Source organism: Mitsuokella multacida DSM 20544 (assembly GCF_000155955.1).
In the GTDB taxonomy this organism is placed as follows: Bacteria; Bacillota; Negativicutes; order Selenomonadales; family Selenomonadaceae; genus Mitsuokella; species Mitsuokella multacida.
In genome coordinates, this window is the sequence record NZ_GG697141.2 from 511,993 (window position 1) to 535,359 (window position 23,367).

Annotated in this window: 22 protein-coding genes; all 22 read left to right on the forward strand. The window is 63.1% G+C overall.

What is annotated here, in order from left to right; genetic code table 11:
• The first annotated feature begins 8 nt into the window (after nucleotides 1-8).
• Entirely contained in the window at nucleotides 9-1,082 is a 1,074-nt protein-coding gene (locus MITSMUL_RS02465) for a M24 family metallopeptidase (RefSeq protein ID WP_040635337.1), read from the forward strand.
• Nucleotides 1,083-1,194: 112 nt separating this feature from the next.
• The gene (gene efp, locus MITSMUL_RS02470) at nucleotides 1,195-1,752 is read left to right on the forward strand and encodes an elongation factor P (RefSeq protein WP_005839637.1); all 558 of its coding nucleotides are present in this window, start codon (nucleotides 1,195-1,197) and stop codon (nucleotides 1,750-1,752) included.
• Between the two features lie 220 nt (nucleotides 1,753-1,972).
• The gene (locus MITSMUL_RS02475; protein ID WP_040635338.1) at nucleotides 1,973-2,374 is read left to right on the forward strand and encodes an Asp23/Gls24 family envelope stress response protein; all 402 of its coding nucleotides are present in this window, start codon (nucleotides 1,973-1,975) and stop codon (nucleotides 2,372-2,374) included.
• A 20-nt stretch (nucleotides 2,375-2,394) separates the two neighbouring features.
• Nucleotides 2,395-2,970 (forward strand): alkaline shock response membrane anchor protein AmaP, encoded by a 576-nt coding sequence (gene amaP / locus MITSMUL_RS02480; RefSeq protein ID WP_005839641.1) that lies wholly within the window; start codon nucleotides 2,395-2,397, stop codon nucleotides 2,968-2,970.
• A 19-nt stretch (nucleotides 2,971-2,989) separates the two neighbouring features.
• The gene (locus MITSMUL_RS02485) at nucleotides 2,990-3,244 is read left to right on the forward strand and encodes a DUF2273 domain-containing protein (RefSeq protein ID WP_005839643.1); all 255 of its coding nucleotides are present in this window, start codon (nucleotides 2,990-2,992) and stop codon (nucleotides 3,242-3,244) included.
• Between the two features lie 52 nt (nucleotides 3,245-3,296).
• Nucleotides 3,297-3,728 carry a transcription antitermination factor NusB gene (gene nusB / locus MITSMUL_RS02490; protein WP_005839645.1) on the forward strand — a complete coding sequence of 144 codons (432 nt, stop codon included), beginning with the start codon at nucleotides 3,297-3,299 and terminating at the stop codon, nucleotides 3,726-3,728.
• Between the two features lie 83 nt (nucleotides 3,729-3,811).
• The gene (xseA, locus tag MITSMUL_RS02495; RefSeq protein ID WP_005839646.1) at nucleotides 3,812-5,020 is read left to right on the forward strand and encodes an exodeoxyribonuclease VII large subunit; all 1,209 of its coding nucleotides are present in this window, start codon (nucleotides 3,812-3,814) and stop codon (nucleotides 5,018-5,020) included.
• A 58-nt stretch (nucleotides 5,021-5,078) separates the two neighbouring features.
• Nucleotides 5,079-5,321: an exodeoxyribonuclease VII small subunit gene (xseB, locus tag MITSMUL_RS02500; protein WP_005839649.1), complete on the forward strand. Its 243-nt coding sequence runs from the start codon at nucleotides 5,079-5,081 to the stop codon at nucleotides 5,319-5,321.
• A gap of 14 nt (nucleotides 5,322-5,335) precedes the next feature.
• Nucleotides 5,336-6,214: a polyprenyl synthetase family protein gene (locus MITSMUL_RS02505; protein WP_187115574.1), complete on the forward strand. Its 879-nt coding sequence runs from the start codon at nucleotides 5,336-5,338 to the stop codon at nucleotides 6,212-6,214.
• A gap of 24 nt (nucleotides 6,215-6,238) precedes the next feature.
• Complete coding sequence (dxs, locus tag MITSMUL_RS02510) at nucleotides 6,239-8,128, forward strand: 1-deoxy-D-xylulose-5-phosphate synthase (RefSeq protein ID WP_005839653.1); 1,890 nt, start codon at nucleotides 6,239-6,241, stop codon at nucleotides 8,126-8,128.
• A 44-nt stretch (nucleotides 8,129-8,172) separates the two neighbouring features.
• On the forward strand, nucleotides 8,173-8,979 hold the full coding sequence (locus MITSMUL_RS02515) for a TlyA family RNA methyltransferase (protein ID WP_005839655.1): 807 nt from the start codon (nucleotides 8,173-8,175) through the stop codon (nucleotides 8,977-8,979).
• A 21-nt stretch (nucleotides 8,980-9,000) separates the two neighbouring features.
• Nucleotides 9,001-9,858 (forward strand): NAD(+)/NADH kinase, encoded by an 858-nt coding sequence (locus MITSMUL_RS02520; protein WP_005839656.1) that lies wholly within the window; start codon nucleotides 9,001-9,003, stop codon nucleotides 9,856-9,858.
• 47 nt (nucleotides 9,859-9,905) lie between these two features.
• The gene (argR, locus tag MITSMUL_RS02525; protein ID WP_005839657.1) at nucleotides 9,906-10,361 is read left to right on the forward strand and encodes an arginine repressor; all 456 of its coding nucleotides are present in this window, start codon (nucleotides 9,906-9,908) and stop codon (nucleotides 10,359-10,361) included.
• A 27-nt stretch (nucleotides 10,362-10,388) separates the two neighbouring features.
• On the forward strand, nucleotides 10,389-12,107 hold the full coding sequence (gene recN, locus MITSMUL_RS02530; protein ID WP_005839659.1) for a DNA repair protein RecN: 1,719 nt from the start codon (nucleotides 10,389-10,391) through the stop codon (nucleotides 12,105-12,107).
• Nucleotides 12,108-12,192: 85 nt separating this feature from the next.
• On the forward strand, nucleotides 12,193-12,744 hold the full coding sequence (locus tag MITSMUL_RS02535) for an NUDIX domain-containing protein (protein ID WP_005839661.1): 552 nt from the start codon (nucleotides 12,193-12,195) through the stop codon (nucleotides 12,742-12,744).
• A 33-nt stretch (nucleotides 12,745-12,777) separates the two neighbouring features.
• Nucleotides 12,778-13,404 (forward strand): site-2 protease family protein, encoded by a 627-nt coding sequence (locus MITSMUL_RS02540; protein WP_005839663.1) that lies wholly within the window; start codon nucleotides 12,778-12,780, stop codon nucleotides 13,402-13,404.
• Between the two features lie 10 nt (nucleotides 13,405-13,414).
• Entirely contained in the window at nucleotides 13,415-14,146 is a 732-nt protein-coding gene (locus MITSMUL_RS02545; RefSeq protein WP_005839665.1) for a segregation and condensation protein A, read from the forward strand.
• A complete protein-coding gene (scpB, locus tag MITSMUL_RS02550; protein WP_005839666.1) occupies nucleotides 14,143-14,784 on the forward strand; it encodes an SMC-Scp complex subunit ScpB in 642 nt (213 codons plus the stop codon). The genes MITSMUL_RS02545 and scpB overlap by 4 nt, the downstream gene beginning before the upstream one ends.
• Before the next feature lie 85 nt (nucleotides 14,785-14,869).
• Nucleotides 14,870-17,359 (forward strand): U32 family peptidase, encoded by a 2,490-nt coding sequence (locus MITSMUL_RS02555; protein WP_040635341.1) that lies wholly within the window; start codon nucleotides 14,870-14,872, stop codon nucleotides 17,357-17,359.
• Nucleotides 17,360-17,399: 40 nt separating this feature from the next.
• Nucleotides 17,400-19,784, forward strand: coding sequence for an endonuclease MutS2 (locus tag MITSMUL_RS02560; RefSeq protein ID WP_005839668.1), 2,385 nt, complete (start codon nucleotides 17,400-17,402; stop codon nucleotides 19,782-19,784).
• Nucleotides 19,785-19,865: 81 nt separating this feature from the next.
• Nucleotides 19,866-22,001 (forward strand): transglycosylase domain-containing protein, encoded by a 2,136-nt coding sequence (locus MITSMUL_RS02565; protein WP_005839669.1) that lies wholly within the window; start codon nucleotides 19,866-19,868, stop codon nucleotides 21,999-22,001.
• 74 nt (nucleotides 22,002-22,075) lie between these two features.
• The gene (gene tyrS, locus MITSMUL_RS02570) at nucleotides 22,076-23,284 is read left to right on the forward strand and encodes a tyrosine--tRNA ligase (RefSeq protein WP_005839670.1); all 1,209 of its coding nucleotides are present in this window, start codon (nucleotides 22,076-22,078) and stop codon (nucleotides 23,282-23,284) included.
• Nucleotides 23,285-23,367 lie beyond the last annotated feature (83 nt).

Sequence of the window (23,367 nt, forward strand, 5' to 3'; positions counted from 1 at the left end):
ATGATCCTTTGAATACCAACCGTTTGACCGCACTGCGCGCTCTTCTGCAGCAGAAGGGGCTCGACGCAGTCGTCGTGACCAAATACGTGAACCTTCATTACTTCAGCGGCTTCCGCGGCGACGACACGACGCTCGTCATCACGAAGGACGAGGCGCTGCTCGTCACGGATAACCGCTACACAGAGCAGGCCGAGAAGCAGGCGCCGCTTTTCACCGTCGTCGAGCATCGCCATGGCCTCTTGAAGAAGACGGCGGAGCTCCTCTTGAAGCTCGGCTGCCAGCATGTCGGCTTCGAGGGCCGTGCAATCGTTTATGCGGACTACGCGGCGCTCAAGGGCTGGCTGACGGGCGTCGACTTCTCGACAGCCCTCGACCTCGACGCCCTGCGCCAGGTCAAGGATGAAGAGGAGATCGGCTATATCCGCCGCGCCTGCGCCATTGCCGACAAGGCCTTTGAGGACATCGTGCACTTCATCCGCCCGGGCCGCACGGAGATCGAGGTCGCCGCGCGCCTCGAGCAGGTCATGCGCGAGGCCGGCTCGGAGAAGCCGTCCTTCGACACGATCGTCGCCTCGGGCCTGCGCGGCAGCATGCCGCACGGCACGGCGACGGAGAAGATCATCGAAGCAGGCGACTTCGTGACGATGGACTACGGCGCGAAGTTCGAGGGCTACTGCTCCGATATCACGCGCACGGTCTGCGTCGGCGAGGCGACGGCGCGCCAGCGCGAGGTCTACGAGGCCGTGCTCGGCACGCAGGAGATGGTGCTCGCGGCCATCGCACCGGGCAAGTCGGGCAAAGAGATCGACGCCGCTTCGCGCGAATTCCTCAAGAAGTATGACCTCGCGCAGTACTTCGGCCACGGTCTCGGCCACAGCCTCGGCCTCGAGATCCACGAGGAGCCGCGGCTCTCGCCGTCGAGCACCTGCGAGCATCTCATGCCGGGCATGCTCATTACCGACGAGCCGGGCGTCTACCTGCCGGGCTGGGGCGGCCTGCGCATCGAGGACACCGTGCTCGTCACCGAGACGGGCAGCGAGCGCCTGACGAAGTCCTCGAAGGCTCTCCTCGAGATCCGCTGAGCCGCAGTGCTTGACGATGGACCGCAAGTTGATTATAATAAAGAATGTTATGATACGTTTTGTATCTTGAATTCGACTATGAAATTATGGAATTTTTGGAGGGCGTAAGTGAATGATTAATAGTACTGATTTCCGCACGGGCTTGACGATTGAAATTGATGGCGGTGTCTGGCAGATCGTTGATTTCCAGCATGTAAAGCCGGGCAAGGGCGCTGCGTTCGTTCGCACGAAGATCAAGAATGTTGAGACGGGTGCAGTGGTAGAGCGTACCTTCAATCCGAATGAAAAGATGCCGGCAGCTCACCTCGAGACGCGCAACATGCAGTACCTCTACGAGGCCGATGGCATGTACACGTTCATGGACACGGAGACGTACGAGCAGACGGAGCTCAACAAGGAGCAGCTCGGCGATGCGCTGAACTACCTCATGGAGAACATGGAAGTCTCGCTGCAGACGTTCAAGGGCCGCATCATCGGCATCCAGCTGCCGAACTCCGTCAACCTCAAGGTCGTCGAGTGCGAGCCGAGCGTCAAGGGCAACACGGCGACGGGCGCTACGAAGATTGCCAAGGTCGAGACGGGCTACGAAGTCCGCGTGCCGCTCTTCGTCAACGAAGGCGATACGCTCCGCATCGATACGCGTACGGGCAACTACATCGAGCGCGCATAATTTGCTTTTTTTGAGCAGCTGTCACGTCAGGCATCTCATGCAACTGGTGTGACAGCTGCATTTCTTTCATTTTATTTTTTTGTTTGGGCAGGAAAAAGCGTTTGAGCCAGCGAATAATACAGTATAAATATGCATGACAGGAGCGCATTATGCGCCTGCCGTGCATGCATCTGTTGAGTCGCAACTGATACACTCTAAATCAGGCAAGGGGGCCTTTATCATGGCAAACGAAAAAGAAATCGTCAAGAAGGATTCGAGTCTCGGCGCCATCCGCATCGCGGATGAGGTCGTTAGCATCATCGCAGGCCTGGCCGCGACGGAAGTCGACGGCATCGCCGGCATGAGCGGCGGCATCGCGGGCGGCATCGCAGAGATGCTCGGCCGCAAGAACTTCGCCAAGGGCGTCAAGGTCGAAGTCGGCGAGAAGGAAGCCGCTGTCGACCTCTTCATCATCGTCAAGTACGGCGTGCGCATCCCGGACATCGCTCTCGCGGTGCAGGAGAATGTCAAGCAGGCCATCGAGACGATGACGGGCCTCTCGGTCGTTGAGGTCAACGTCCATGTACAGGGCGTCGGCTTCCCCGAGGAGACGACGAAGCAGGATGAGGTACGCGTGCGCTGACCTGGAGCGAGGCGGATATTATGGGGATTATCAACCGTTTTTTGCTGTTTGTCTTGATGATCGGGCTGGCCGTGCTCGCCGTGCTCATGCTCTTGCTCTGCATGGGGGCCGTGCCAGAGCCGGTCTGGCTCAATGAACTCCATTACATCCTGTCCCGCCGTGAGACGATTGTTATCGCAATCGTCGTTCTCGTGCTCGCACTCCACCTGCTCGGCGTCTTGCTGCGAGGCCGTGCGGAGCGCACGCGCGAGACCGGCGACTTCATCCTGCTGCAGAATGATCAGGGCGGCGTCCGCGTCGCGCTGCCTGCCATCCGCGCGATGGCGGAGCAGACGCTCATAGGCATGCGCGGTGTCCGCATGGCGAAGGTGCGCGTTCAGCGCGTCCGCGCCACGAGCAAAGCGCCGGAGACGCTGCGCCTCGTGCTCGACCTGACGGTCGGCAGACATACGCCGGTCGGCCCGCTCACCGAGGCTGCCGCCGCGGCCATCCGCGCGCAGCTCCAGGAGACCATGGGCCTTGAAGGTGTCGCAGTCGAATCGCACATCACGGGCATCACCGATGCGCTGCCTGAGGGCAAGCGCCGTGTCGTCTGAGGCGTGAGGCGGTGGAAAGATGAAAGAAGAATTCAAGGAAGCGCTGCGGGGATGGCTGGCGGCGCACTGGCAGGAGGACCGCGGGCAGTGCCTCGGCCTCTTGGCCGGCATCACCCTGGCCATCATGATCCTGCTGATCGGCTTCTGGCGCACGGCCTTCATCGTGCTCTGCGGTGGAGCCGGCCTCTACATCGGCAGGAAAGCCGACCGCGAGCCGGACTTCTTCGGCAGGATTGCCGACGAGTTCCTCGACCGCATCAACCGGCTGCGCTGAGAGCCCGCGGTGGATAAGATAAGATAGGATTAAGGGATTAAGGAAGATTAGAATGAGTCGTAGACAAGCAAGGGAAGTCGCGCTGCAGGCGCTCTTCCAGTTAGACCTGAATCCGGCAGAGTCGGCCGATCAGGAAGAGATGCAGGAGACGCTCGCCATCGATACGGCGCTCGGCGAGGCCGAGGCGATGAGCGCGCATGACCGCGCGTTCGTGGCGCAGCTCGTGCACGGCACGCGCGCGAACCTCGAGGCAATCGATGCACAGATCGCGGCGAACTCGCGCGAGTGGAAGGTGGAGCGCATGGCGGCCGTCGACCGCAACCTCACGCGCATGGCGACGTACGAGATGTGCTTTGCCGAGGAGAAGCTCACACCGAACATCGCCATCAACGAGGCGGTAGAACTGGCAAAGAAGTATGGTACGGATGACTCCAGCCGCTATGTGAACGGGATTCTCGGCGCCATCATGAAAAGCGCGCAGTGACATAAGAAGGGGGCCAGACTTTTGTCTGGCTCTTTCTTGTCATACGGGAATCTGAAAAAGCAAGATGGAGGAGGAGTGCTGCCGTGGAGATCCACAGCGTCAGTGAAGTCACGAATTTTATCAAGCGGATGTTCCAGCGCGAGCCCGTGCTCGGCTGCATCCAGGTCCGCGGGGAGCTGTCGAATTTCCGCTGCTACGCCTCGGGCCACTGCTACTTCACGCTCAAGGATGCCAATTCGTGCATCAAGTGCGTGATGTTCCGTAGCCGCGCGCAGGGCCTGCGCTTCCGGCCGGAGAACGGCATGCAGGTCGTCGTCAGCGGCAACATCTCGGTCTACGAGCGCGACGGCGTCTACCAGCTCTACGCCGACCGCATGATGCCGGAGGGCGCGGGCGACCTCGCGCTGGCCTTCGAGCAGCTCAAAGCGAGGCTTGCGGCCGAAGGCCTCTTCGACGCCGCGCACAAGAAGCCGCTGCCGCGCTTCCCAAAGCGCATCGGCATCGTCACCTCAATCTCGGGCGCTGTGCTAAGGGACATCTATCACGTCTCGAAGCGCCGCTGGCCTTCGGTGCAGCTCGTGCTGAAGCCGGTGCTCGTGCAGGGCGAGGAGGCGGCCGCGCAGATTGCGGCGGCCATCGCCTTTTTCAATGAGAAGTACCCCGTCGACGTGCTGATCGTCGGCCGCGGCGGCGGCTCGATGGAGGACCTCTGGGCGTTCAACGAGGAGCCCGTCGTGCGGGCCATCTACGCCTCGAAGATTCCCGTCATCTCGGCCGTCGGCCACGAGACGGACTTCACGCTCGCCGACTTTGCGAGCGACCAGCGCGCCGCGACGCCGTCGCAGGCGGCGGAGCTCGCCGTGCCGGACCGCGCGGAGCTCTTGCGCTACACGGAGAGCCTCATGGCGCGCCTCGCGCAGCAGGGAAAGCGCCAGCTGCAGGAGAAGCGGCTGCGCCTCGATGCCTGCCGCCGCAGCGCGGCCCTGCAGAAGCCGCAGCTCCTGCTCGCGAGCCGCACGCAGCGGCTCGACCACGCCACGGCGCGTCTCGACGCGCTGATGAAGAGCCAAATGAAGGAGAAGCGCCACGCGCTCGAGATCGCGCTGCAGCAGCTCGACTACCTGAACCCCGTGCACATCCTGCGCCAGGGCTACGGCATCGTCGAGAAGGCGGGTAGCGCCGTCACGAGCGTCCGCGATGCAAGGCCGGGCGACCGGCTGACCATCACCCTGAAGGACGGCCGCCTCGCGGCCCGCGTCGAATCAGCCGCTGGCACAGAGGGCAGAGCATGACCATAGCGATAAAGCGATCCAGACGATCGAGACGATAGAGATAGAAAGGATGTTACGCATGCCAAGAAAGAAAGAGCTCTCATTTGAAGAATCTCTGGAAAAGCTCGAGGGCATCGTCAAGGAGATGGAGGGCGGCGACCTGACGCTCAAGGACCTCATGAGCCATTACTCGGAGGGCGTCGGCCTCGCCAAGAACTGCATGAGCGCCCTCGAGCGCGCCGAGCAGACAATGGACCTGCTCGTCAAAGAAGAGGAAGCGACAGGAAAAGTCGAGGAGAGCAAGTTGGATATTGAGGGATGAGGGGATTGAACACTATGTTGAAGGAAATTTGGAAAGAGCGTCAGCAGCTGGTCGAGAAGCAGCTCGTCAAGGAACTGGAGAAAGAGCCGCCTCTTGATGCGCGCCTCGCGGAGTCGATGCGCTACAGCCTCATGGCGGGCGGCAAGCGCCTGCGCCCGATCCTCCTGATGGCGGCCGCGGATGCCGTCGGCGCGAAGGGCACGGACTACCTGACGACGGCCTGCGCGCTCGAGATGATCCACACGTATTCCCTGATCCACGACGACCTGCCCGCGATGGACAACGACGACTACCGCCGCGGCAAGCTGACGAACCACAAGGTCTTTGGTGACGGCATGGCCGTGCTCGCCGGCGACGCTCTCTTGACGCTGGCCTTCGAGGTCATCGGGCGCCAGCAGCACACGGACCCCGCGACGCTCTTGCGCACCGTGCAGGAGATCAGCACGGCGGCTGGCATGAACGGCATGGTCGGCGGCCAGGCCATCGACCTCGAGTCGGAGGGCCACCGCATCTCGATGGAGCAGCTTCGCAAGATGCACATGGGCAAGACGGGGGCACTCTTCCGCGCGGCCCTGCGCAGCGGCGCCATCCTCGCGGGCGCGAGCGAAAAGCAGCTCGCGGCCCTGACTGCCTATGCCGAGGGCTTCGGCCTCGCTTTCCAGATCACGGACGACATCCTTGACGTGACGGGCGACGAGGCGCTCATCGGCAAGCCGGTCGGCAGCGACCTGCGCAACGAGAAGTCGACGTACGTGACGCTGACTTCGCTTGAGGAGGCCCAGCGCCTCGCCAAGGAGACGGTGGACGCTGCTGTCGCGGCACTTGATGGTTTCGGACCTGAGGCTGACTTCCTGCGCCAGCTCGTCCGCTATATGCTCGAACGAAAGAATTAAATTGCATTGATGGGAAGTGTTTCCATGTATCCATTGCTCAATCGCATAGAGAACCCGGAGGACGTCAAGAAGCTCACGGTCCGCGAGCTCGAGCAGCTGGCATCGGAGCTGCGCCATTTCATCATCGATACGGTCTCGCAGAACGGCGGGCACCTCGCGCCGAACCTCGGCACGGTCGAGCTGACGCTCGCGCTCTACAGCGTCTTTGACTTTCCCGCAGACAAGCTCGTCTGGGACGTCGGCCATCAGGCCTACAGCCATAAGATCCTCACGGGACGCAGGGATGCGTTCTCGACGCTGCGCAAGAAGGGCGGCATCACCGGCTTCCCCAACCGCTTTGAGTCGGCCTACGATGCCTTCGGCGTCGGCCATGCGAGCACGTCCATCTCGGCGGCGCTCGGCATGGCGCTCGCGCGCGATGCCAAGGGGGAGAAGAACCAGGTCATCGCCGTCATCGGCGACGGTGCGCTGACGGGCGGCGAGTCGTTCGAGGCGCTCAATAACGCCGGCGACCTCGGCACGAAGCTCATCGTCATCCTCAACGACAACGAGATGTCTATAGACGCCAATGTCGGCGCCATGAGCGAGTACCTCTCGCGCATCCGCATCGCGCCGCAGTACGCGCGCGCCAAGCGCGACATGGGCAGCCTGCTCATGAGCATCCCGCACATCGGCGACAAGGTCTACAAGACGGCGAGCCACCTCAAGGACGGCGTGCGCTCCGTCCTCGTGCCGGGCAGCCTCTTCGAGGAGATGGGCTTCCACTACATCGGCCCGCTCGACGGCCACAACATCGCGCTGATGGAGGAAGTATTCAAGAGCGCCAAGGAGATGGAGGGGCCCGTCCTGATCCACATCCATACGGTCAAGGGCAAGGGCTACCAGCCGGCCGAGCAGGCGCCGGAGAAGTTCCACGGCGTCGGCTGCTTTGACCCAAGTACGGGCAAGTCCGCGAAGAAAGCGGGCTGTGCGCCGTCCTACACCTCCGTCTTCAGTCAGGCGCTCATCGAGCTCGCGAAGGACCGGCCCGACATCCTCGCCATCACGGCGGCCATGCCGTCGGGCACGGGGCTCAAGGCCTTCGGCAAGGCCTATCCGAAGCGCTTCTTCGACGTCGGCATCGCCGAGGAGCACGCGATGACGCTCGCGGCCGGCATGGCCGCCGGCGGCATGCATCCCGTCATCGCGCTCTACTCGACGTTCGCGCAGCGCGCCTACGACCAACTCATCCACGACGTCTGCCTGCAGAATCTGCCCGTGACGCTCTGCCTCGACCGCGCCGGCCTCGTCGGCGAGGACGGCCCGACGCATCACGGCGTCTTCGACCTCTCGTACCTGCGTCAGATGCCGAACATGTGCGTCATGGCGCCAAAGGACGAGGAGGAGCTCCGCCATATGCTCGCGACAGCCATCGCGATACCGGGGCCAGCCGCCGTGCGCTATCCGCGCGGTGCCGGCCTCGGCGTAGAGCTCACGGACTCGTTTGAAAAGCTGTCCGTCGGCAAGGCTGAGGTCTTGCAGGAGGGCGGCAGCATCGCCTTCCTCGCTGTCGGCACGATGGTCGAACAGGTGAAAGAGGCTGCCGCCATCCTCGCCGAGGAGGGCATCGAGTCGACCGTCGTCAACATGCGCTTTATCAAGCCGCTCGATACAGCGCTCATCGATGCGATGGCCAAGACGAAGAAACTCATCATCACGGCGGAGGAGAATGTGCTCGCAGGCGGCTTCGGCTCGGCCGTGGCCGAGTACCTCGCGGATAGCGGCCAGCAGGTGCCCCTCGTGCGCTTCGGCATCCCCGACCGCTTCATCGAGCAGGGCACGCGTAAGGAGCTTTTGTCGCTCTGCGGCCTGCAGCCCGAGCAGATGGCCGAGTGCGTGCGCGAGCGGCTGAGCCATCTGGCCCCAGAGGCATGAATTGAGATAGTAAGAGAGACAGTAGATAGACAGAAGGGTAGACAATGGCAAAAGAACGTTTGGACATCCTGCTCGTCGAGCGGGGACTGGCCGGCAGTCGTGAGCGCGCGAAGCGCATGATCATGGCGGGCGAGGTTCTCGTCGACGGGCAGAAGATCGACAAGGCTGGCACGACGGTGAAACCTGAGGCAGAGATACGGCTGCTCGGGCATGACATCCCCTATGTGAGCCGCGGCGGCCTCAAGCTCGAGAAGGCGATGAAAGAATTCGGCGTGCGCCTGCAGGACAAGGTCGCGGCCGATATCGGCGCCTCGACGGGCGGCTTCACCGACTGCATGCTGCAGAACGGCGCGAAGAAGGTCTTCGCCATCGATGTCGGCTACGGCCAGCTGGCCTGGAAGCTGCGCACGGACGAGCGCGTCATCAACATGGAGCGCACGAACATCCGCACGGTCACGCCGGAGATGATCGGTGAGCCCTTGGACTTCGCCTCAATCGATGTGGCCTTCATCTCGCTGACAAAGGTCCTGCCGGTTGCCTACTCGCTGCTCAAAGAGACAGGCGAAGTCGTCGCGCTCATCAAGCCGCAGTTCGAGGCAGGCCGCGAGAAGGTCGGCAAGAAGGGCGTCGTGCGCGACCCGGCCGTCCACGCGGAGGTCATCCGCACGGTCACGGATTTTGCGCGCAGCCTCGGCTTCTGCCCGCTCGCATTGACGTATTCGCCCGTCAAGGGTCCCGAGGGCAACATCGAGTACCTCATCTACCTCTCGCGCGCCGAGGGCGAGGACACCGTGACGGAAGAGCGGCTGCAGCAGGTCGTCGCGGATGCCCATGCGGACCTCGATCACTGATTCCTGGGAAGGAGGCGCTCTATGTTAACGATAGCGGTTTTCCCGAATACGAATAAGCCGGAGGCGCCGGCCGTCCTGCAGCGCATCCTCTCGTTCTATGCGGACAAGGATGTGCGTGTCATCATGCCGGTGGAGGAGGCGCGCTTCTTCCAGCATGCGGGTTACGGTGTCACGGATATCGAGAACGTGCCCACAGACATCGCACTGAGCATCGGCGGCGACGGCACGCTCCTCGGCGTCTGCCGCCGCTACAGCCACCATGCCGTGCCCGTCTGCGGCGTCAACATCGGCACACTCGGCTTCATGGCCGACATCGAGCTGCACGAGCTCGAGACGAAGCTGCAGAAGCTCTTAGACGGTGACTTCCACATCGAGCATCGCCTGCTCTTGGCGGGCTCCGTCCGCTCGGGGGGCAAAGAGCGCTTCCTCGGCCATGCGATCAACGACATCGTCGTCAAGGGCGGTGTCGCGCGCATGCTGCACCTCGGGCTGACGATCAACGAGAGCCACCTGCTCGACTGCAAGGCCGACGGCATCATCATCTCGTCGCCGACGGGCTCGACGGCCTACTCGCTGTCGGCCGGCGGCCCAATCGTGAACCCGAACGTCCGCGCGCTCATTGTCACGCCGATCTGCGCCCATACGTTCAACATCCGGCCACTGATCATCCAGGAGGACGACACCGTGCACGTCGCGATTGCCTCCATCCCGCAGGACACCATCATCACGTTCGACGGGCAGGTCTGCTACCGGCTGCTGCCCGGCGACGAGGTCATCGTCAAGAAGTCCGAGGCGCAGGCGGAGATCATCAAGTTCGAGGACAAGGACTACTACCAGATCCTGCGCACGAAGCTCTGGCGCCAGGGCGGTGAACAGTAAGGCAGCAGGTGCGATAAATCAATCATAGAAGGAAGGCAGGTATATTGATGAAAGAAAGACGACTAGAGCTGATACGCGAGATCATCCGCCACGAGATCATCGAGACACAGGATGAGCTCGCGGCGCAGCTGCGCAAGCGGCGCATTGCCGTCACACAGGCGACCGTCTCGCGCGATATCAAGGAGCTCATGCTCATCAAGGTGCCGACGGGCGACGGCCGTTATCGCTATGCCCTGCCGGCGCAGGAGAACTACGCGTTCACCAAAGAGCGCATGCGGCGCATCTTCAATGACACGATCATCGACTGCGACTACAGTGAGAACATCCTCGTGGTCAAGACCCTGCCGGGCGGCGCCAACACCGTGGCCGCCGCACTCGACTACTGCAAGTGGCCGGAGATCATCGGCACGGTCGCCGGCGACGACAGCATCCTCGTCGTCATCAAGCCAAAGGAAACGGCCCCCGTCGTCCGCAAGCGCATCCTCGATATGCTGCAGGACTGAGCGGGGCCATAGGAGGAAAAAACATCCATGTTGAAATCACTGACGGTCTGGAACTTCGCATTGCTCGAGCATGTGCAGGTGGAGTTCGAGCCGGGCCTCAATATCCTGACCGGTGAGACCGGCGCGGGCAAGTCGATCCTCATCGATTCGCTCGGCGCCGTGCTCGGCGCGCGCATGTCGGCCGACATGGTGCGCTCGGGCTGCGACTGGCTGCGCGTTGAGGCGGTATTCTCGCTCGAGGACGAATCGCTCGGCCTGCATGAGCTCCTGACGCAGCAGGCCATCGACGACGCGGACAAAGAGCTCATCATCACGCGGCAGCTCACGCGGGCGGGCCGCAGCACGGCGCTCGTCAACGGCTGCCATGTCACGCTGGCCGTCCTGCGCCAGATCGGCGCCTACCTCGTCGACATCCACGGGCAGAATGAGAACCTCGCCCTCCTGAAAGAGGAGAATCAGTTCCACCTGCTCGACGGCTACGACCCTGACCTCTCCGAGGCATTGGCCGCCTACGAGTGCGTCTACCGCGAGTGGCGCGAGAAGAAGAAGGCCTATGCCGAGAAGCAGCAGGCCTCGCGCGAGTACGCGCAGCGCCTCGACATGCTGCACTGGCAGGACAAGGAGATCTCCGAAGCCAACTTAAAGCCCGGCGAGGACGAGCAGCTCGAAGCCGACATCCGCAAGCTCTCGCACGCCGAGAAAATCGTCGGCTCCGTCGAGGAGTCGTATCAGCTCCTAGAAGGGGGCGGCGGCAACGGCCTCGGCGTCCTGCCCGCGCTCTCGCAGGTCAAGAAGGACCTCGAGGAGATCGGCCGCTTCGACGATGCGCTCGCGAATGCCCAGAAGATGGTCGAGGAGGCCTACATTTCCCTGCAGGAGGCCTCGTACGAGCTGCGCGACTACGGCGAGAGCGTCGAGTTCAGCCCCGAGCGCCTCAATCAGCTCCAGAGCCGCATGGATGTCATCTACCGCCTCTGCAAGAAGTACGGCGCGACCCTCGAGGACGTGCTCGCGCATCAGGCAAAGGTTGAACAGGAGCTCACAGAGATCGAGAACTACGACGAGGACATCGCCGCGCTCGAGAAGGAAATCGCCGCGCTCGAGGAGAAGCTCAGGCAGAAGGCCGCAGAGCTCACGCGCCTGCGCACGGCAGCGGCCAAAGACCTCTCCGCCGCCATCGAGGAGCAGCTCTTTGCGCTCGGCATGCCGAAGGCGCGATTCCATATCCGCGTCGAGCAGGCTGAGGACTACGGCGCGAACGGCCGCGACGATGTCGCGATGTTCTTCTCGGCCAACCCGGGCGAGGCGGAGAAGCCCCTGCAGAAGGTCGCCTCGGGCGGCGAGCTCTCGCGCATCGCGCTCGCCATCAAGACGGTCGCCTCATCGCGTGACTCGTCCGTGCCGAGCATGGTCTTCGACGAGATCGACACGGGCATCGGCGGCCGCACGGCCCAGATGGTCGCGGAGCGCATCGCGCTCGTCGCGCAGTACAAGCAGGTGCTCTGCATCACGCATCTGCCGCAGATCGCCTGCATGGCCGACGCCCATCTCTACATCTCGAAGCGCACGGTCGAGGGCACGACGGCGACGCAGATCCGCCCGCTCTCCGAGCGCGAGCGCATCAGCGAGATCGCGCGCATGGCCTCAGGTGCCGACATGACGACCGCCTCGCTCGACAACGCGCGCGAGATGGTCTCGCATGCTAAGATGAAGAAAGACGCCTTCAAGAGAGATGTGCTCTCCTGAGTCTGGCATAAGTGCGCCCAACGTGATAGAATAGGGCGAATGGTAAAACTGGTAAACAAGATATGATTTCTAGGGGGTTTTTGGTATGTATGAGGATCTGATCGAAAAGAAAATCAGCAGCGAGGCAATCTTCGACGGTGTCCTGCTTCACGTCAAGCGCGACACGGTCAAGCTGCCGAACGGCAAAGAGGCGACGCGCGAGTGGATCAAGCATCCGGGCGCCTCGTCCGTCATCCCGCTGCTGCCGGATGGCCGCATCATCCTCGTGCGCCAGTACCGCTATCCGATCGATGCGGTGACGCTTGAGGTGCCGGCCGGCAAGCTCGATGCGCCGGACGAGGACCCGCTCGTCTGCGCCGAGCGCGAGCTCTCGGAGGAGACCGGCTACACGGCCGAGCACATCACGAAGCTCACGACGATCGCGACGACGGTCGGCTTCTCGAACGAGAAGATCCACCTCTACGCGGCCGAGGGCCTGACGCCGGGCAAGCAGCACACGGATGAGGATGAGTTCATCAACGTCGTCAAGGTGCCGCTCGAGGAAGCCGTCGCCATGGCCACGGACGGCCGCATCGTCGATGCGAAGTCCGTCATCTCCATCCTGATGCTCGCCGCGCAGCAGAAAGCCGCAAAGTAAACGTAGAAGTAAAGGAGATTCAAAGGAGTCTATATGTTTGATTTCAACCTGCTCGACCTCATCGCCGGCATCCCGGGCCTGATCATCGCGATGGTCATCCACGAGTACGCGCATGCGCGCGTCGCCGTTGCCCTGGGCGACAGGACGCCGCTCCTCATGGGGCGCCTGACGCTGAACCCGGCCGCGCACATCGACCCGATCGGCCTCATCATGCTGTTCCTCGTGCGCTTCGGCTGGGCCAAGCCCGTCATCATCGACCCGCGCAACTTCAAGAAGCCGCGCCGCGACGACATCCTCGTCTCGCTCGCAGGGCCTTTTGCCAACCTCGTGACGGCCTTCCTCGCGCTCGTTGCGCTGCTCGTCATCAAGAGCACGATGGGCCATCTGAGCGTCGGCGTCTACCAGGTCTTCCAGCTCATCATCATCTACAACATCAACTTCGCGATCTTCAACATGATCCCGCTGCCGCCGCTCGACGGCTCGCACGTGCTCGTGCAGCTCCTGCCGCCGAAGATGGCCTACGCCTACGCGCGGCTCGAGCGCTACAGCTTCCTGATCCTCATCGTGCTGATTATGACGCCTGTCCTCAGCATGATCTTCATCCCGCTGCAGCGCCTCATCTGGCAGCTCTTCGTGCTCATCTTGATGCCGTTCTTCTGAGTGGGATAGCATGGACGTTACAAACAAGAAGTATACCTTCCATCTCGAGGCGTTCAACGGCCCGCTCGAGCTCCTGATGCACCTGATCGAGAAGAACAAGATCGACATCTACGACATCCCGATCGCGGAGCTCACGCGCCAGTACCTCGATTACCTTGAGGCGATGCGCGAGATGGACATGGAAGTCACGAGTTCCTTCCTCGTCATGGCCGCGACGCTCCTGCAGATCAAGTCGCGCATGATGCTGCCGAAGAAGAAGGCAGAGGAGAGCGAGGAAGAGGAGGACCCGCGTCAGGAACTCGTCGAGCGCCTGCTCGAGTACCGCCGCTTCAAGAAAGTCAGCGAGGTGCTCGGCTCGATGGCCGACCTGCAGGAGCACTTCGTCGGCCGTGCGCCGCTCGACCTGCCCGTGCATCATCTGCCGCCTGCGAGCCTCGACCTCTCGCTGCTCATCACGGCCTTCCGCGAGGTCATGAGCATCAAGGAAGAGGCAGAGATCCCGGCCGCCATCGTGCAGCCCGAGCCCTACCACATCGAGGACAAGATGGAGGAGATCAAGGCGGCGCTCCAGTCACATGGCGGCCGCATGCGCTTTGAGGATGCCTTCGAGCGCGGCACGCGCAACGAGCTTGTCGTGACGTTCCTCGCGCTCCTTGAGCTTATCAAGCAGCAGAGCGTCAGCGTCGAGCAGGCACATCTCTTCGGGACGATCACCATTGCCTGGCGGGGGGAGAAAAAATGATGAAAGAGAATGAATCCAGTCGACAGGGGGAACTCAGCCGCGAGGCGACGCTCGAGGCCGTGTTGTTTGCCGCGGGCAATCCGCTGCCGCTCTCGGGCATCGCCGCCGTCATGGACTGCGAGGAGTCGGAAGTGGTCGAACTGGCGCGCAGCCTGCAGGCAAAGCTGACCTCCGAGGGCAGCGGCCTGACGGTCCAGAAGGTCGCGGGCGGCTACCAGCTCGTCACGCGGCCCGAGGCATATGCGACGGTCGAGCGGCTGAGCCAGGTCACCGACCGCCACCTCTCGGCGCCGACGATGGAGACGCTCTCCATCATCGCGTTCAAGCAGCCCATCACGAAGCCCGAGATTGAGCAGCTGCGCGGCGTGCGCGTCGAGCGTGCGCTCGCCAAGCTCCTAGAGCTCGGGCTCATCTGCGAGCTCGGCCGCAAGCAGGTCATCGGGCGGCCCATCCTCTACGGCACGACAGCGACTTTCCTGCGCTGCTTCGGCCTCGACTCGCTCGACGACCTGCCGCAGCTGCCCGCCGAAGACCCCGCTGTGCGCCTCGAGCTCGAGGCAGAGGCTGCCGGGCAAAGCGGCAAGGTGGACTCCGCAGCGGAGAAGGACAGCCCCGCAGAGGATTCCGCAAAACCCTGACAGGCAAGCATGCAAGAAGCAAGAATGTAAGAAGAATGAAAGCGGCACGGGGGTTCTCGTGCTGTTTTTTCAGATATTGGAGGAAATGAAATTGGTTGAACTCTTGGCACCAGCCGGCAGCCGCGAGGCACTTGTCGCTGCGGTGGAGAACGGTGCAAATGCAATCTATCTGGCGGGCAATGCCTTCGGCGCGCGCGCCTATGCCAACAACTTCGACCGCGAGGAACTGCGCGAGGCCATCCACTTCGCGCACCTCAGGAATGTCGCCATCCACGTGACAGTCAACACGATCGTGGCCGATGAGGAGCTCGAGCCCCTCAAAGACTACCTGCGCTTCCTCTACGAGGCCGGCGCCGACGCCATCCTCGTGCAGGACCTCGGCGTGGCAAAAGTCGCGCACGAGACGGTGCCGGACCTGCCGCTCCACGCGAGCACGCAGATGTCCGTCAGCAGCATCGAGGGCGTGCGCGCCCTTGCCGAGCTCGGCTTCACGCGCGCCGTGCTCGCGCGCGAGATGTCCCTGAAGGAGATCCGCAGCATCTGCGCCCACTCGCCAATCGAGATCGAGACCTTCATGCACGGCGCGCTCTGCGTCTGCTACTCGGGCCAGTGCCTGATGAGCAGCATGATCGGCGGCCGCAGCGGCAACCGCGGCCGCTGTGCGCAGCCCTGCCGCCTGCCCTACACGCTCGTCGATGAGAAGGGGCAGGACGTGCTCGGCGACAAGGCGGGCTCGTACCTGCTCTCGCCGCGCGACCTCAGCACGATCGACGTCATCCCCGACCTCATCGAGGCGGGCGTCTCGTCGCTCAAGATCGAGGGCCGCATGAAGCGCCCCGAGTACGTCGCGACCGTCGTGCGCACCTACCGCGAGGCCATCGACACCCATTATGCGGGCAAGGGCTACGCTGTCACGCAGGAAGAGCGCGACGACCTCGCGCAGATCTTCAACCGCGACTTCACGGTGGCTTACCTCAAGGGCCGCCCCGGCAAGGCGATGATGAGCGACCGCCGCCCGAACAACCGCGGCCTGCTCATCGGCCGCGTCACAGCTTACGACTGGGATGAGCGCGTCGTCACCGTCAAGCTCAGCGGCCGGCTCGGCCTCGGCGATCAGGTCGACTTCTGGGTCAAGGTCGGCGGCCGCGTGACGGCGACGATCGATGCTTTGAAGAATGCGCAGGGCCGCGAGGTCTCAGAGGGCGAGGTCGGCGACATTGTCTCGTTTGCCATACCGTCCGCCGTGCGCGACCACGACCGCGTCTTCAAGGTCTACGACGCGCGCCTGATGGAGCGCGCCAAGGAGACGTATGCGTCTGGCGCGCCCGTGCGCCGCATCCCCGTAACGATTGCCGTCCACGCCGCCATTGGCGAGCCGCTGACCGTGACGATTGCTGACAACGAAGGCCACAAGGCAGAAGGACAGACCGACTTCATCGGCGAGCCCGCGCGCAAGCGGCCGCTCTCAGAAGATGTGATCCGCAAGCAGGTCAGCCGCCTCGGCACCAGCGTCTACGAGATGACGTCGCTTTCCTGTGATATCGAGGGCGAGGTCATGGTGCCGATGAGCGAGATCAACGAGGCGCGCCGCAAGGCCGTCGAAGCGCTCGACGAGTTGCGCCTTGCGGAGATCGAGACGCGCGAGCACCGCCCCGAGCCGCAGTTCAAGGATAGCAAGGAGCGGCCAGTGCCGAGGCACGCGACCTTTCTCGTCGCCGTCGCGACGCTCGCGCAGGTCAAGGCCGCGCTCGCGGCCGGTGCCGACGGCATCCTGTTTGGCGGCGATTCGTATGACCACCATGTCATCACAGCCGAGGAGTACGAGAAGGCCTGGCAGATGGCGAAGGAGGCCGGTGCGCGCATCGACTTCAACACGCCGCGCATCGTGCACGACGGCCAGCAGAAGCACCTCGAGACCTTGCTCGCCGCCTTTGCCGCCTTCCCACCCGACGCCGTCCACGTCCACAACATCGGCACGCTCGCGCTCGTGCGGCGCCTGACGGACTTCGCCATCCACGCCGACTACTCGCTGATCTCCTTCAACAAGCAGACGCTCGCCTTCCTCAAGGACTACGGCGTCGCGGGCGCGACGCTCTCGCCAGAGCTCACGGCCAAGGAGATCCGCAAGCTCGCGACTGAGACCGACCTGCCGCTCGCGTGCATCGTGCACGGCCGGCTCGAGCTCATGGTCTCGGAGTACTGCGTGACCGGAAGCTTTTTAGGCGGCTGCGGCGAGGGCCCGTGCAGCCAGCCCTGCACACGAGGTCATTTCGCGCTCAAGGACCGCAAGGACGCACTGTTCCCGCTCGCGATGGACCAGTTCTGCCACATGCACGTGCTCAACAGCAAGACCCTCTCGATGCTGCCGCATGCGATGAAGTTCCGCCCCGCGGGCATCGCGACCCTGCAGATCGAGGCCAAGGCCATGGGCGAGAAGGAGATTACGGCAATCATCAAGGCCTACAAGAAGGCCATGTCTTTCCCCGCAGAGCCTGCAGAAGCCCAACTCGCCTGGATCCACGAACAGGAGGGCAAGGACATCACGCGCGGTCACTACTTCCGCGGCGTGCTCTGATCCTTCAAGTCTTCAAGACCCTTTAAGATAGAGGTAGATAATGGAAAAAGAAACCTATAAGATCATGGAATACGACCGGATCCGCGAGATGCTTGCGGACCGGGCCAGCTCGCGCATCGGCAAGGAGCAGGCGAAGACGCTGGAGCCGAGCAGCGACTTCGATGAAGTCGCCGAGTGGCTCGCCGAGACGACGGAGGCCGTGACCGTCCTCGAGACGGCCATGCCGCCGTTCGGCGGCATCTTCGACATCCGCCCGCTGCTCAAGAAGGCGAAGATGGGCGCCGTGCTCGACCTCGACGAGATCATGAACACCATGAGCACGCTCGCGGCCATGCGCAGCGTCAAGCGCTTCTTCCGCGACATCGAGCTAGACGTGCCGACGCTCAAGGAGTGGGCGCGCAGCATCGAGATCCTCGGCCAGCTCGAACGCCTGCTCGACAACACCGTCGACGAGCACGGCGCCATGCGCGAGGACGCGAGCGTCGAGCTGCGGCGCATCCGCCGCGAACTCCACGCCGCCCAGGCGCACATCAAGGAGCGCATCTCGAGCATCCTTCACAATGCCGAGTACCAGAAGTTCTTCCAGGATGCCATCGTCACGGTCCGCGACGAGCGCTACGTCATCCCGGTCAAGCAGGAGTACCGCTCGCGCTTCCCGGGCATCGTCCACGACCAGTCGGCCACGGGCGCGACGCTCTTCATCGAGCCGATGGCCGTCGTCGAGCTCAACAACGATGTCAAGCAGCTGACGCTCGCCGAGCAGCAGGAGATCCAGCGCATCCTGCGCCACCTCACGGCCGAGATCAGCAAGCAGAGCGCCATCCTTCAGGAGAACTGCCGCATCCTCGGCGCCATCGACTTCGCCTTTGCCAAGGCAAAGCTCGCCAAGGACATGGCGGCGAACCGCCCCGAGCTGAGCCGCGAGGGCCGCACGGACCTCAAGCAGGCGCGCCATCCCTTCATCGCGAAGGACAAGGTCGTGCCGATTGACATCCGCATCGGCGAGGACTACCGCATGCTGCTGATTACCGGCCCAAACACGGGCGGCAAGACGGTCAGCATGAAGACGCTCGGCACGATGGTCTTGCTCGCGCAGTCGGGCTGCTACCTGCCGACGGCGCCGGACCCCGTCATCGCCGTCTACCCGAACATCTACGCCGACATCGGCGACGAGCAGAGCATCGAGCAGAGTCTCTCGACTTTCTCCGCGCACATGACCCACATCGTGCGCATCTTGCAGGAAGTCGAGGAGGACGACCTCGTGCTCCTCGATGAGCTTGGCGCGGGCACCGACCCGGAGGAGGGCGCGGCGCTCGCCATGGCCATCCTCGAGAAGCTCCTGCAACTGCGCGTGACGACGATCGCGACGACGCATTACTCCGAGCTCAAGACATTCGCCTACTCGCGCGAGGGCATCGAGAACGCCTGCGTCGAGTTCGACGTCAAGACGCTGCGGCCGACCTACCGGCTGCTCATCGGCATGCCGGGCGCGAGCAACGCCTTTGCCATCAGCCGCCGGCTCGGCCTCTCAGAGTCCTTGATTCTCAGGGCGCAGCAGCTCGTCAAGGCCGACCACGCGCAGTTCGAGCACGTCATCAACGAGCTCGAGAACGAGAAGATGATGTACGAGCAGCGCAATGCCGACATCCTCGAGCGCCAGCAGCGCGTCACCGAGCTCGAGGCCAAGGTCGCGCGCACGAAGGAAGAGCTCTCCAAGAAGAAGGGCGAGCTCATCCGCAAGGCGCGCGAGCAGAGCGCGGCGATGGTGCGCCGTACGCGCCGCGAGTCCGAGGCCATCATCAAGGAGCTCAAGGAGCAGTTCGACGACCAGGGCATCAAGCGCCGCCAGCAGGCCATCCAGGACGCGCGCGCGAAGCTCAACGAGGCCTTCGAGAAGTCGCGCCCGGGCATCATGGCCCAGAAGGGCGTCGGCAAGGCCGTGAGCCTCAAGAGCATCAAGCCCGGCGATATCGTCTACGTCAAGAAGCTCGACCAGAAGGGCACGGTGCTCGAGGTGCAGGGCAAGGAGCTGACCGTCCAGATCGGCTCGCTGCACACGAAGGTCAAGGCGTCGGCCTGCCGCTTCCTCGACCATGCGCCGAAGGAGCCAAAGGGGGCGAGCGTACCCGCTGCCTCATCCTCCCGACGTCAGTCCAATTCCTTCATGCAGAAGACCCAGACGATCGGCCGCGAGATCGACATCCGCGGCATGATGGTCGACGAGGCAGAGGTCGTAGTCGGCAAGTTCCTCGACGACGCCGTCATGGCCGGCCTCTCGCAGGTCCTGATCATCCACGGCAAGGGCACGGGAGCCCTGCGCAAGGGCATCCACGAGTACCTCAGGCGCCACCGGAATGTCGAGAGCTTCCAGTTCGCCGACATCACCGAGGGCGGCACGGGCGCGACCGTCGTCACGCTCAAATAATGATGGGAATGACATCGGGCATAGGCTTTTCCGCGAAAGTGTGGTAAAATAGGAGCCGTATAGTTTGAAGGAGGCGCCTAAATGGAAAAACGTTCTCAACGAAGCCATCAACAACAACGCAGTCCGAAGAAGGGCAGTGCTGCGAAGCATAAGACCCTGCTCGGCATTGCGATTGTCTTACTGGTCATGCTGACCGGCATTGGCTGCGGTTTCCTGACCGCAAGCATGAATACGAAGTCGGACCTCGCGGACGATATCCGCCCGCCTGCATCCTCGCTCGTCTACGACAGCAACGGCAACGAGATCGCGACGATCCACGCGGCGGAGAACCGCATGCCCGTCAAGCTCGACCAGGTCCCGAAGAACCTGCAGGATGCCTTTGTCGCCGTCGAGGATAACCGCTTCTACGACCACATCGGCGTGGACCCGCGCGGCATCGCGCGCGCCATCTGGGCCAACCTGCGCGGCCGCACCGTCTCAGAGGGCGGCTCGACCATCACGCAGCAGCTGGCTAAGAACGCCTACCTGACGCAGGACCGCACGCTGAAGCGCAAGATCCAGGAAGTCTTCCTGGCCCTGAGGCTCGAGCATCAGTACACGAAGTCTGAGATCTTAGAGCTCTACCTCAACCAGATCTACTTCGGCCAGGGCGCCTACGGCGTGCAGGCCGCGGCGCGCACGTACTTCGGCAAGGATGTCGAGGACCTCACGCTCAACGAGTGCGCGATGCTCGCCGGCATCCCGAAGAGCCCGAATTACTATTCGCCGCTCAACAACCTGCAGGCGGCGCAGGAGCGCAAGGCGACCGTGCTCGACCAGATGGTCAAGTACGGCTACCTCGACTCGGCCACGGCCGAGAAGACCAAGAATGAGAAGCTCGACCTCGTCAAGCCCGACCCGAAGTCGGAGGACAAGGGCGAGGCCTCGTACTTCGTCGACTACGTCACCCAGAAGCTCATCGACAAGTACGGCGCGGACGCCGTGTACAAGGACGGCCTGCAGGTCTACACGACCATCGACATGGACATGCAGCGCGCCGCCGAGAAGGCGATGAAGGGCCTGCCGAATGGCCGCAAGGATTCCAACGGCGTCATGCAGCCGCAGAGCTCGCTCGTCGCCATCGACCCGCACACGGGCTACGTCAAGGCGATGGTCGGCGGCCGCGGCACCGACCAGTTCAACCGCGCGACGATGGCCGAGCGCCAGCCGGGTTCGGCATTCAAGCCGTTCGTCTTTGCGGCGGCACTCGAGAACAAGTTCACGCCCTCGACTGTCATCAACGATAGCCCGATAAAGATCGGCGACTGGGAGCCGCAGAACGATGAGCACACCTTCAGCGGTCCCGTGACGATGCGCCAGGTCGCCCAGCACTCGATGAACGTCCCGACCGTCAAGATCGCGCAGAAGATTGGCATCGAGAAGGTGCTCTACTACGCCGAGGAGATGGGCATCACGACGCTCGTCAAGGACGGCCCGCACAACGACAACAACCTCTCGTCGGCCCTCGGCGGCCTGACGAAGGGCGTGACGCCTTTGGAGCTCACGAGCGCCTACGGCACCTTTGCCAACAAGGGCGTCCATGTGGACCCCGTCGTCATCGTCAGAGTCCTCGACCGCAACGGCAAGGTCATCGATGAGGCGAACCCCGAGCAGCACAACGTCATCAGCGAGTCGAGCGCAGCCGAGCTCACGAGCATGCTGCAGGACGTCATTAGCGCCGGCACAGGCCGCCGCGCCAACATCGGCCGTCCGGCAGCCGGCAAGACGGGCACGACGAGTGACTACCACGACGCGTGGTTCGTCGGCTACACGCCGGACCTCGTCGCAAGCGTCTGGATCGGCAACGACGACAACACCTCGCTCGGCGGCATCTACGGCGGTACCGTGCCGGCCACCATCTGGAAGAACTTCATGACCGAGGCCCTCAAGGGCATCCCAGCCAAGGACTTCGAGGGCGCCGAGTCGTCTGGCGGCGACTCCATCGGCTCGCTCGAGGACGACAAGAGCACGGCCGTCTCGAAGAAGAGCGCCGAGCCTGCCAAGAAAGAGACGAAGTCCACCGAGACGAAGGCCAAGGACGATGGCAAGAAGCAGCCGGGCCAGCAGCCAGCAGCGCCGCAGGGCCAGGCCCCGGCACCAGCACCAGCATCGGCTGGCGGCGGTGGCGGTGGTGCAGCGCCTGAACCAGGCAGCAGCGTCTCTAAAGGACGCAACTGACAACGAGAGTAGAGCAGCGCCATTGGCCGCTGCCTGAGATAAACCGGATATAACGGAAATAAGGAGAGAGATTCGTGGCAAATGTATTTGACACCCTGAAAGAGAGAGGCTTCATCGCCCAGTGCACGAACGAGAAGGAACTGCGCGAGCTCTTCGACAAGGAGCGCGTGACCTTCTACATCGGCTTCGACCCGACGGCAGACAGCCTCCACGCCGGCCACTTCATCGCCCTGATGGCGATGGCGCACATGCAGCGCGCCGGCCATCGCCCCATCTGCCTCGTCGGCGGCGGCACGGGCACGGTCGGCGACCCGACGGGCCGCACCGACATGCGCAAGATGCTGACAGACGAGGACATCGAGCACAACTGCGAGTGCTTCAAGAAGCAGATCGCCCGCTTCATTGATTTCTCCGATGGCAAGGCCATCATGGTCAACAACGGCGACTGGCTTCGGAAGCTCAACTACATCGACCTCCTGCGCGACGTCGGCGCCTGCTTCACCGTCAACCGCATGCTCGCCGCCGAGTGCTACAAGCAGCGCTGGGAGAAGGGCCTGACCTTCCTCGAGTTCAACTACATGGTCATGCAGGCCTACGACTTCCTCGAGCTCAACCGCCGCTACGGCTGCAAGCTCGAGATGGGCGGCGACGACCAGTGGTCGAACATCATCGCCGGCGTCGAGCTCAACCGCCGCAAGAACAACGTGGCGGTCTACGGCCTGACGAACAAGCTCCTGACGAAGAGCGACGGCAAGAAGATGGGCAAGACGGCCGGCGGCGCGCTCTGGCTCGACGCCGAGAAGACCTCGCCGTACGAGTTCTACCAGTATTGGCGCAACGTCGACGACGCCGACGTCGAGAAGTGCCTCTCGCTCTTGACGTTCCTGCCGATGGAGGAGGTACACCGCCTCAGCAGCCTCGAGGGCTCCGCCATCAACGAGGCCAAGACGGTGCTCGCCTACGAGGTCACGAAGATCGTCCACGGCGAGGAAGAGGCAAACAAGGCCAAGAAGGCCGCCGAGGCACTCTTTGGCGGCGCGGGCAGCACGCAGGACATGCCGACCGTCGCAGCTGAGACGGGCAAGAAACTCCTCGACGTGCTGACGGCCGGCAAGGTCTTCGCCTCCAAGAGCGAGGGCCGCCGCCTGATCCAGCAGAACGGCCTCTCGCTGAACGACGCGAAGGTCACGGACGTCGACTACATCCTGCAGGCGAGCGACTTCACGGACGGCGAGGCCATCGTCAAGAAGGGCAAGAAGAAGTACTTCAAGCTCGTCAAATAAGAAAGAAGCATTACGAGTGAGAAAAACGCGCCATGCTGTTGTGGGATGGCGCGTTTTATGATAAGATAAGTAAGTTAATAATC